Below are 7,531 nucleotides of genomic sequence, written 5' to 3'. Positions count from 1 at the left end.
AATATTATACCATGAAGCCGTCCTAGTGGTCACTGAGCTGCCTGCCCTGAGCTTGCGTTGCCCTGAACTTGCTGAAGGGTCGAAGGGTCGAAGTGAAGGACGGGGCTTTAGACCCTATAGTTTTCGGTAATTTTTGGAAGTTAGGCAGGAACTCTCTCCGCGTTTTCTCCACAACCTAGCCAGTTGTCAGAATCTGTATTACACTTGTAGTATAAAAGTCTGGGGCTACTCCTGTGGGGTATTTGCCATCAGACGCTGTTAAGAAGGCAAACAATCATGCCATACGAGAAGCTAAAACTTTCTACTCCCAAGCCAGTCCTCTCCTGGGCAAACCATACCCTCGGTTCTCAGGAAACCCAAATGGCAAAAAATGTTGCATCACTGCCCTTCGTGTTTAAGCACGTCGCCTTGATGCCGGATGTCCATTTAGGTAAGGGTGCCTTGGTAGGTTCTGTCATTGCCACAAAAGATGCCGTCATTCCTGCGGCTGTAGGAGTTGATGTCGGTTGTGGTATGGCAGCGGTTAAAACGCCCTTTGTCGCCGAACAACTTGAAGGCAAGCTCAAGCAGATTCGGCTAGATATCGAAGCCGCAATTCCCACTGGCTTCAACCAGAACAAAGACGTTGAAACATCCGTAAGAAATTGGCAAGGCTGGAGTCATTTCCAACAATTGCATCCGGGAGTGCAGAACTTACAAAGCAAAGCCATGCTACAGATGGGTTCTCTAGGAGGGGGTAAAAGATTGCCCCTTACTGTAGTAATACAGTAATCAAAACTCGTCCAAATCGGTGAAGGCTGAGATTGCTAATACCGAGGGAAGCGGTAAAACGCCCCGTAGAGAGCAGAGGGACTTGGGCATCCTAATAAATTAGGATGAAGGTGTGCTCCGAACTATACCGAACAGGAAGGTATAGAACCAAGCAGAAATGACTTGGTCGATTGCAGCTTTCATTCATGATATTTTTGGGTAATGGAATCCATTAATATCAACCTCGAAAAGCCCCACTACGCCTACTTGTTTGGCTTCATCCAATCTGATGGTCATCTGTACAATAACACTCGCAATAGAGGTTGCGTGAGTATAGAAATCAACAAAAAGGATGAACACATACTCTGGTTTTTCAAGAATCTGATACCGTTTAATTCTTCGATTGTTGAGCGCGTGCGTAAAACTAACTTTAGTTGCAGCCACACCTCAGTTACTTGGAGGGTTTACGATAAACGATTTCGAGATTATCTTGAGTTATGGGGCTTAGAAAGTGGTAGTAAGTCAGAGTCAATTAAACTACCTAGTTGTAGCTTCTCTAAAGTTGATTACTTTAGAGGTTTGATAGACGGCGATGGATCGCTAGGTCTTACCTCAAAAGGGTTTCCCTTTCTATCGTTAGTTACGTCTAGTTCCTACATTGCTATTGAGTATCTAGAATTAATCAAGCAGATTACTGGCAAAACCAAAAGCTGTAATAAGAATACTCGAGATAGCGTGTACAACTTAGTTGTGTACAAAGAAGATGCTCAGGGCTTAGTAAGACACTTGTACTATGATGGTTGTCTAGCTTTAACTAGAAAACTAATCAAGGCTAGTGAAGTGCTGAGTTGGAGTCGTCCTCCTGATATGAAGCGGGTGAACAACAGAAAACTTTGGACACCTGAAGAAGATCAGTTTATTACTACCCATTCAGTTGAGTGTTCGATGAAAGTGCTTGGCAGAAGTCGAAACAGTGTTGAACTTAGACTGTGGAGACTCAATAAGCTCAGCAAGCAATCAGTAACAAATTGAATCACTTCCTAGAAGTTTGTATCGACGCGGAGAACCAAATTTGGTTAATGCTGCACTCTGGTTCGCGCCATATTGGAAATATGCTGGCGCAGTCTCACATTGGTACCGCTAAGGAATTAGCGAAGCTGGCAGACACTCGCTTGAGCGATCCAGATTTGGCGTACTTTGTCGCAGGTACTCCAGAGTTTGCAGCTTACTGGCGCGATTTGCAGTGGGCGCAGGATTATGCCCGTTTCAACCGAGATGTGATGATGGCTCGTTTTAAGCGAATCGTTGAGAAGCATCTTATCGGGGGTAAGCCGACTAAGCCATTGCTGTCTGTAAACTGCCACCACAACTACGCGGAGAAGGAGGTACATTTCGGCGAGGATGTCTACGTCACCCGCAAGGGTGCGGTTCGGGCGCGTACCGAAGACTACGGCATTATCCCTGGCTCAATGGGGGCAAAGTCCTTCATCGTCAAGGGTAAGGGGAACCATGACAGCTACTGCTCTTGCAGCCACGGTGCCGGACGTTTGATGTCGCGAAGTAAGGCGAAAAAGCACTTTTCCCTTGATGATTTGATCGAGCAAACAAAAGGTGTGGAGTGCCGCAAAGATGGCGGTGTTTTGGATGAAATTCCAGGCGCTTACAAGCCGATTGATGAGGTGATGAATAACCAATCCGATTTGGTTGAAATTGTGGCAACGCTCAAGCAAGTGGTTTGCGTAAAGGGATAAATTTCAGTAGGGTGGGGATTACCTACCTTACTGTTTTAGTATTTTCACTATATCGCTTCGTTTCTGCCTTTTTTAACGCAGAGGAGGGCGCAAAGGTACGCAGAGGTATTCTGCTCAAGGTGTTTTAAATTAAATACACAATTTATACGAGCGGAGCAAAACTTTGAGCAACTATTATGACGGGATAGCACCTCTTTACGATGTTAGTAGACCGCTACCTAGCTTAATTTCCGAACAAGTAACAGATTGTATTCTTGAACTCGTTAAAGCAACACCAGAAACGAAGTTTTTAGAACCCGGTATCGGTACGGGACGGACAGCTTTACCAATTATTAAAAGAGGATATTCTTACACGGGCGTTGACATCTCAAAGGAGATGATGGACGAACTAAAGCGCAAGTTGCATGAGGTGCCAGATAATTTGACGCTGATTCAAGCCGATGCATCATCTTTGATGTTTGAGGATGACGGGTTTGATGTGGTACTGACAACGCATGTGCTGCATCTCTTACCTAACTTGTTTCAGGGACTCTCAGAAATTCGTCGCGTGCTGAAACCGTCTGGATACTATCTAGCTTGTGAAAATTTACAGACGCAACATCAAAAAGATTTTGAGGGACAGTTACGCGCAATGCTTGCTCCGTACCAGGAAAAGTCATTGCAGACAACGCAGGTAATATCATACCCTAGCCCCTATGGAGAGGAACTCGCACAAGTCTTAATCCAGCAAGGTGCAACCGTTGAAAGGGTAACGGCGGCGCGATGGCAGGTTGAGCAGACGGTTGGTGAATTACTAGATGCTTACGAATTAAGACCTTACGGTGTTTGTTGGTTAGTTCCTGAAAATATCTTCTTCCAGGTAATGCGGGAATTTAGAAAGTGGTGTTTGGAACGCTACGGTTCAGAAGATGTTGTTCTGGCTTCTGAGGCGACCTTTGAGATTACAGTTGTCAGTAATTGGGCTTAAAAATAAATCTAAGCATAAGCAAGAAAACTTTGATGTTTAAACTAACGGTAGCGTTTTGGCATCACTCAATACCTTACCGGGGTTTACTCTTTATTAGATAGGGGCAAGATGAGTCTAGGCTGAGAAAATGCTTTGCCTTTGTTGAATATTACGCCTTGTAGATGCGTTCGGCATCCAACTCGCTGAATTGAGCAGTGGGGACATCCAGGACTAATTTCCCAGCCCGGATACCGAGAATGCGATCGCTATATTGTTTTGCCAGTTCCACTTGGTGAAGGTTGCACAATACAGTCAGTCCTTCTTGGACGCAAAGCGATCGCAATAACTCCAAAACCGTATGAGCTGATTCTGGATCGAGACTAGCGATCGGCTCATCGGCTAAAATCAAATTGGCTTGTTGTGTCAAAGCCCGGGCGAGCGCTACTCGTTGCTGCTGTCCACCAGAAAGCCGATCCGAGCGCTGAAACGCCACCTCCAGCAATTGCACCCGTGCCAAAGCACTCATCCCCTCATGCAGCAAACTGACAGGAAACTTCCCCAACAGACAACGCCATAGAGGTAATTCCTGCAAACGCCCCGCCAAACAATTTTCCAAAGCCGTGCGGCGGCGCACCAAGTTAAACTGCTGCGCTACCATAGCAATTTGACTGCGATATTCCCGTAATCGTTTTTGGGAACAGGTTGTCAAGTCAGCTCCTTCAAATAAAACCCGACCTCGGCTCGGTCGCATAATCTGGGGAATGCAGCGCAGCAACGTAGATTTTCCAGCCCCACTCGGCCCTAAAATTGCTGTGAATGAGTGCGCCTCAAGGGTAAAGCTGATATCGTTTAGGGCAACAATCCCGCCTTTATAGGTTTTTGATAGTTGTTCAACTGTCAGCATTTAAAAAATATCGCCATCCTTACTTCTGGTTTCTCTATTGTCTTGAAGAGGTTTATTTTTTCCATAAATGATTTAGGACGGCTATCGTATTACACCCGTTTATCTCTTTGCGGTATATCAACTCAGCCCTTTACGTAACAGAGCACTGACGCCATCAATAATGCTCACCATTGCCAAAATCAACAGCAAAATCGTCGTTAAGCGAGCAAAGTCCAGTAGCTTCAAACTAACCAAAAGTTCGTAGCCAATGCCACCCGCCCCTACAATTCCCAAAATTACCGAGGAACGCACATTAAATTCCCATAGATAGAGACTAATGCCCGTAAGTCCCGGTAAAGCTTCCGGTAATACCGCAAAGGCAAAGGTGCGGAGACGATCCGCCCCCGTCGCTTCAATCGCTTCAATTGGTTCTGGGGGAATGGTTTCCAGTACTTCGGTATAGAGTTTCGCCATTGAGCCAGTGGTATGACAGGCAACTCCCAACACGCCCGCAAATGGCCCCAAACCGACAACCGAGACAAAAAATAGCGCAAAAATTGCCGTATCAATGCCCCGCAGTAAGTTCAAGAAAACGCGCAGGGGTAGAGAGAGCCAAGGCAGGGGGGTGATGTTCTGGGCGACAATAATTGCCAGAGGGAGCGCCACGACAATTGCCACCACAGTACCCACAATCGCGATCGCCAATGTCTCCCAAATTGCCGACAAAAAACTTGGCAGTTCGCTAAAATCTGGAGGCCAAAGCCGCGTCAACCAACTCCCCAGTTGCGGCAAGCGTTCCCAAAATTCCTGAAGATCTACCTGGGCTTTCTGAACGCTGGCGACGAATACCGCCACCCCCAGCACCACCCAAAAGCCTTGCCGCAGCCAGCTCCAAATGCCTCCCCGCCGTTGCCGTTCGGCTTGGAGGATGGTCTCAAAATCCCTCTGAGACGTTGCAGGTTTCACAGGTTATCTCTCACTCAATACTCCTACCGCTTTCCCTGCTGCCTCAATAGGAGCGTAATTGCTTCCGTCTGACGCCACAAAGCCCGTGTAGTTTTCCGGTAACAGTTGCTCGGCTTGGGCTGGCGATAAACTCAATAGCGCTTGCTGCAACTGGGTTTTTACCTGCTCCGGTAAGCCACCGCGAACGGCAATCGGGTCATTGGGTAAAGGCTCAGACTGCCAGATAATCTTGATTTTGGATTTATCGATCCTGCCTTCGCGGGTAAGGACATCCAGGTTGCGGTCGTAGTCTGAGGCAATATCAGTTTGTCCACTAATTACAGCGATCGCCTGGGCTGCATGGCTGGCTCCTTCACTGTAGTCAAAGACGGCTTTGGGGTCTACATTGCGACGCTCAAATTCTGCGGTAGGGATAAGCCACCCAGAAGTCGAACCGACATCAGCAAGGCTAAGTTTGAGTTTTTCACCCTTTTGACTTTGGGCGATCGCTTCTTCTAGGGTATCAAACGGAGCATCTGCCCGCGCCATCAGTACTGAGTTATAAGTCGGCTTGCCTTTATATTTAACAGTAGCGATCGCCTCAATCGATGGTTCATTATGATGCGCCAAAACGTAGCCCCACGGGCCCAACCAAGCCGCATCCAAAGTTCCAGAACGTAAAGCCTCAGAAATCCCCACCCAGTCCTCCGTCACTACCACCGTAGAGGGGAGATTTACCTGCTGCGCCAATTCCTGAAATAGCGGCTCAAACTGTTTCCGATTCTCCCCTGGAATTGGGAAATAAGGGCCCACACCAAACTTCAACTGCGTCAGTGAATTAGACCCCGCAGGTTCCTGCTGGCTATTACAAGCAACCACCAACACCAGTGATAACAGTCCCAAAACAATTCCCCTAAGCCAGCGTTGGGTGCGGCTCAATCGCAAGTTAGCCATCTATAGATTCTCAACTTCTCTTTTTATTCAAAGCAACGCGCCACCACAGCTAGAACCACAGCCAGCCGTACAGCCATAACAATAAGGTGCTGTCTGGATCTCCTCAATGACATCCAAATTTCCCGCTTCCAACAGCTTCGCCACCGTCAGCGTTTCACCACTGGGAGTTTTTGCCGGAAGGTTTTCCATCTGGTTAAAATCGCAATCATAAATATGACCCAAATAGTCAACCGAAAGCTCATTCCGACACATCAAATGCTCAACTGTGTTCGCGTTAAAGTTCTCTTCAAGAAACTTTGAATAAGGAGCATATAGCTTTTTGTGTTGTAAATAAAACTTCGTTCTTCCAACAGGCAAGTTAGTAATAGTAAATAGTTGATTAAAGCAAATGTTAAAATGTTCTTGTAGGAACACTTTGTAATCTTGCTCAAGCTTACCTTGCTCAGGCGCTAAAGAAAAATTCTCCGTAATTGGTAACTGCGGATTAAATACCAAATCGAGAATCAAATTTGGGTCTTTGCCATACCCCAATTGATTGAGCCACTGAATTGCTCTAATTGAGCTGTCATAAACCCCATTACCACGCATTTTATCAACATTGTCTTCCAAATAACAGGGTAAAGAAGCAACAACTTTTAGTTGATGTTCGGCAAAATATGCGGGTATATCTTCAAATCCTGATTCAAAATAAATTGTCAAATTTGAGCGAACAATGACTTGTTTTCCGGTTGCCCGTGCCGCTTCTACCAGTTGTTTAAAGCCGTAGTTCATTTCCGGCGCACCTCCAGTCAAATCAACAATTTGAATCTGGGGAAACTTGTAAATTAGTTCAATGAGCTGGTTGCAAACATCAGGAGAAAGCTCCTCTGTTCGTTTCGGCCCTGCTTCTACATGACAGTGAGTACATGCCAGATTGCAGCGTTTTCCCAGATTAATCTGTAAAACACTAATTTGGCTTTTTGTTAGGGGTGCTTGGAGTTTTTTGTTGAAAGGAGTCAGGGGAGTACTTGATACTTTTTCCTTAACGTTTTGCTGAATCATTTTATAAAAAATTGCCACTACAGTCTCAGTAAGCAGTAACAGTCACTGTCACGGCTCACCGAGTCACTGGTTTTATTGTAGTCACCAGAGCCAGATGGAAGATTAGAGGAGGCTTAAAATTTTAAATGTCAGTCTTAGGGCGCAGGCCTTGCGCCCCTACAGTTAGGACATTACCCCCGTTAGTGGAAAGCCACAGCCAAGGGTGGTAGGCAATACCCACCTTCAGTGACATTTCCCGACACTGAGCACCAAGCATTCTGA

Annotated in this window: 6 protein-coding genes and 2 pseudogenes; 4 read left to right on the top strand and 4 right to left on the bottom strand. The window is 46.3% G+C overall.

From position 1 onward, the window contains the following. Nucleotides 1-276 precede the first annotated feature (276 nt). The 4 genes and pseudogenes from AC5JR3_RS19710 to AC5JR3_RS19695 form a co-directional block, all read left to right on the top strand. Nucleotides 277-738, top strand: a pseudogene (locus tag AC5JR3_RS19710) (RtcB family protein); the annotation flags it as partial. A gap of 234 nt (nucleotides 739-972) precedes the next feature. Beyond that, entirely contained in the window at nucleotides 973-1,782 is an 810-nt protein-coding gene (locus tag AC5JR3_RS19705; RefSeq protein WP_495848255.1) for a hypothetical protein, read from the top strand. Then, nucleotides 1,782-2,501 (top strand): annotated as a pseudogene (locus AC5JR3_RS19700) (RtcB family protein); the annotation flags it as partial. The gene AC5JR3_RS19705 and the pseudogene AC5JR3_RS19700, both read left to right, overlap by 1 nt. 163 nt (nucleotides 2,502-2,664) lie before the next feature. Then, nucleotides 2,665-3,468, top strand: coding sequence for a class I SAM-dependent methyltransferase (locus AC5JR3_RS19695; RefSeq protein ID WP_495848254.1), 804 nt, complete (start codon nucleotides 2,665-2,667; stop codon nucleotides 3,466-3,468). 148 nt (nucleotides 3,469-3,616) lie between these two features. Here the strand turns inward: AC5JR3_RS19695 and phnC are convergent, their stop codons facing one another. The 4 genes from phnC to arsS form a co-directional block, all read right to left on the bottom strand. After that, nucleotides 3,617-4,351: a phosphonate ABC transporter ATP-binding protein gene (gene phnC / locus AC5JR3_RS19690; protein ID WP_495848253.1), complete on the bottom strand. Its 735-nt coding sequence runs from the start codon at nucleotides 4,349-4,351 to the stop codon at nucleotides 3,617-3,619. Between the two features lie 117 nt (nucleotides 4,352-4,468). Then, nucleotides 4,469-5,296 carry a phosphonate ABC transporter, permease protein PhnE gene (gene phnE, locus AC5JR3_RS19685; RefSeq protein ID WP_495848252.1) on the bottom strand — a complete coding sequence of 276 codons (828 nt, stop codon included), beginning with the start codon at nucleotides 5,294-5,296 and terminating at the stop codon, nucleotides 4,469-4,471. A gap of 3 nt (nucleotides 5,297-5,299) precedes the next feature. Further along, nucleotides 5,300-6,229, bottom strand: a complete 930-nt coding sequence (locus AC5JR3_RS19680; RefSeq protein ID WP_495848251.1) for a phosphate/phosphite/phosphonate ABC transporter substrate-binding protein — start codon at nucleotides 6,227-6,229, stop codon at nucleotides 5,300-5,302. 27 nt (nucleotides 6,230-6,256) lie between these two features. Further along, a complete protein-coding gene (gene arsS, locus AC5JR3_RS19675) occupies nucleotides 6,257-7,270 on the bottom strand; it encodes an arsenosugar biosynthesis radical SAM (seleno)protein ArsS (protein WP_495848267.1) in 1,014 nt (337 codons plus the stop codon). Between the last annotated feature and the right edge of the window lie 261 nt (nucleotides 7,271-7,531).

This window comes from Kastovskya adunca (assembly GCF_059505785.1).
This window is presented reverse-complemented; position numbering and strand designations above follow the sequence as displayed.

What these genes read in the sequence shown, in the direction of transcription:
- arsS (WP_495848267.1), bottom strand. Translation starts at nt 7,270, where the DNA reads ATGATTCAGCAAAACGTTAAGGAAAAAGTATCAAGTACTCCCCTGACT.
- AC5JR3_RS19705 (WP_495848255.1), top strand. Translation starts at nt 973, where the DNA reads ATGGAATCCATTAATATCAACCTCGAAAAGCCCCACTACGCCTACTTG.
- AC5JR3_RS19680 (WP_495848251.1), bottom strand. Translation starts at nt 6,229, where the DNA reads ATGGCTAACTTGCGATTGAGCCGCACCCAACGCTGGCTTAGGGGAATT.
- phnC (WP_495848253.1), bottom strand. Translation starts at nt 4,351, where the DNA reads ATGCTGACAGTTGAACAACTATCAAAAACCTATAAAGGCGGGATTGTT.